The organism is Nodosilinea sp. LEGE 07298, from assembly GCF_015207265.1.
Lineage (GTDB): Bacteria > Cyanobacteriota > Cyanobacteriia > Phormidesmidales > Phormidesmidaceae > Nodosilinea.
In genome coordinates this window covers 1-2,484 of sequence record NZ_JADEXE010000514.1, presented here as the reverse complement: position 1 = coordinate 2,484, position 2,484 = coordinate 1, and the positions used below count along the sequence as shown (strand labels likewise).

The following is a 2,484-nucleotide window of genomic DNA, read 5'->3' as shown; positions in this document are numbered from 1 at the left end:
GTTTGGGGTTTGGACCTTGCACCTGATACCTTGAGCCCTGTACCAAAACTTTGCACCTCAAACCCACATCGACCTACAATGATAATCATTATCAAAAGCTTTTAGCACGACATGGTCAATAGGGGGCCTGGCTATGACTGAAGTGCAAGGAGAACTGTTGACCGGTGCGGTGTCGGCGACTCTGTATTATCCCTGGCGATGGCAGGGGAAGACGGCGGCGATCGCCTACGATGTGCGTGGCGGAGGGCCATCGCTGCTGCTGCTGCCTGCCTTCAGCAGCATTTCGACACGGGCTGAGTTAGACAAGTTGGCGCAGGGATTGGCCCAGCGCTACCGGGTGATCACCCTCGACTGGGTGGGGTTCGGGGAATCGGCGCGATTGGCTTGGCGCAGTCGTCCAGCGATCTACCGGGCGCTGCTCAAGGATTTTGTGCAGGACGTGGTGCCGGAGGTGGCGGGCCTGGTGGCCTGTGGTCACAGTGCAGGCTATGCCCTGGAGTTGGCGGCAGGGGGAGAAGTGGAGGGGTTGAAGGCGATCGCGCTAGTAGCCCCCACTTGGCGCGGCCCGTTACCCACAGCCATGGGAGAACGGCGTTGGCTCTATGCCCTACTGCGGTGGCTGGTGTGGACACCGTTGCTAGGCCAAGGGCTCTATGCCGTCAATGCCCACCCAGCTTTTTTGCGGTGGATGATGGGCCGCCATGTCTACAGCGATGCGGCTTTCATAACCCCTGATCTGATGCAGGCTAAACACCACACGACCCAAGCGCCTGGTGCCCGGTTTGCCTCTGCCGCCTTTGTTACTGGCGGCCTAGACCCAGTGCAGCGGCGCACCGACTGGCTGGACTTAATAGAGTTGGTAACGGTGCCTAAGCTAGCGATCGCAGGACAGCAGACCCCACCCAAGTCTGGGGCTGAAATGGAAATGCTAAAAGCGATGGTTAACATGCAGTGGGCAATAGTACCGGGCTCTTTAGCTGCCCATGAAGAGCATCCCGAAGTGGTGTTAGAGAACTTGAGACCGTTTTTACAAGAGCACCTAGGAAAATAGAGGTTCACGGTCGACGGCTCAAGGGGGCAAGCAAACACTCAACTTTGCACCTTAAATCTGTCTTCGCTCTATAATCTGAAAATGATTATCATTCTTGAGGTGTGGTTATGGTTGCTGCTGAGGTGCAACGCGCTGTTCCAGTTACGGTGCTGACAGGCTATTTGGGGGCAGGCAAGACCACGCTGCTGAACCGGATTCTTACCTACGAGCACGGTAAAAAGGTAGCGGTGATTGTCAATGAGTTTGGCGAGGTGGGCATCGACAACCAGCTGGTGATCGACGCCGATGAAGAAATCTTTGAGATGAACAACGGCTGCATCTGCTGCACCGTGCGCGGCGACCTGATTCGCATCATCGGCAATCTGATGAAGCGGCGCGACAAGTTTGACCATCTGGTGATTGAGACCACGGGCCTGGCCGACCCGGCCCCGGTGATTCAAACCTTTTTTGTCGATGATGAGGTGCAGACCCAGGCCAGCCTCGATGCGGTAGTGACAGTGGTGGATGCGGCCCATATTGCCCAGCACTGGGAAGCCGACGAGGCCCTGGAGCAGATTGCCTTTGCGGATGTAATTTTGCTGAATAAGGTCGATCTGGTCACGGAGCCAGAGCTGGTAGCTCTAGAGCAGCGGATTCGGGGCATGAATGCGATCGCCACGATTCACCGCACCCGCGATGCCGAAATTGCCATGGATTCTATCCTTGGCGTCAGCGCCTTTGATCTGGGCAATGCCCTCAAAATCGACCCCGAGTTTCTCAATGAAACCGCCCACGAACACGACGAAACCGTGGCGTCTATTGCCTTAACCGAGCCCGGTACCGTTGACGGGGCTAAGCTCAACCACTGGCTGGGGACGCTGCTACGCGATCGCGGCCCCGAGATCTTCCGCATGAAGGGCATTCTCAACATCAAGGGCGAAGACTGTCGCTTTGTCTTTCAAGGCGTACACATGCTGTTTGAAGGCCGCCAAGACCGCCCCTGGCGACCTGACGAAACCCGCAAAAATGAGCTGGTATTTATCGGACGGAATTTGGAAGAGATGGGGTTGGAGGAGGCGTTTAGGGAGTGTTTGGTGGGATAGGGTTTGGGTTTAAGGTTCAAGGTTTAGGGTTCAAGGTTTAGGGTTTAGGGGGCTGGGGCTGGATTGACGGGCTTGAATGAGGCGGTTGAGCATACCGGATAAGGCTGTACATTCTTGTTCGATGTGCTCATATTGGACCGGGCTGAGATAGCCAATTTCTCGGGCAATCATTCCTTGGGTCAGCACTTCTGCAGTTGAACCCTTGGCAATGTAAAAGTGCCTGATGGCTTGAGCATTCGTATTAAGTTCGTCACCCTCAGCAATATTGCTGGGGATACTGACTACCGCTCGCCGGATCTGGTCTCGCAATCCAAAGTCCTTGCAAAACTCACCCTGACCAGTGATTTGATA

At 55.6% G+C, this 2,484-nt stretch carries 3 protein-coding genes; 2 read left to right on the top strand and 1 reads right to left on the bottom strand.

Annotation, left to right across the window (positions count from 1 at the left end; translation table 11 throughout):
• Positions 1–133: 133 nt before the first annotated feature.
• A complete protein-coding gene (locus tag IQ273_RS32515) occupies positions 134–1,051 on the top strand; it encodes an alpha/beta fold hydrolase (protein WP_194027208.1) in 918 nt (305 codons plus the stop codon).
• A 107-nt stretch (positions 1,052–1,158) separates the two neighbouring features.
• Positions 1,159–2,133 carry a GTP-binding protein gene (locus tag IQ273_RS32510; RefSeq protein ID WP_194027207.1) on the top strand — a complete coding sequence of 325 codons (975 nt, stop codon included), beginning with the start codon at positions 1,159–1,161 and terminating at the stop codon, positions 2,131–2,133.
• A 30-nt stretch (positions 2,134–2,163) separates the two neighbouring features.
• On the opposite strand, the gene IQ273_RS32505 is transcribed toward IQ273_RS32510, so the two are convergent.
• On the bottom strand, positions 2,164–2,484 hold a 321-nt coding region (locus IQ273_RS32505; protein WP_194027206.1), incomplete at its 5' end, for a four helix bundle protein.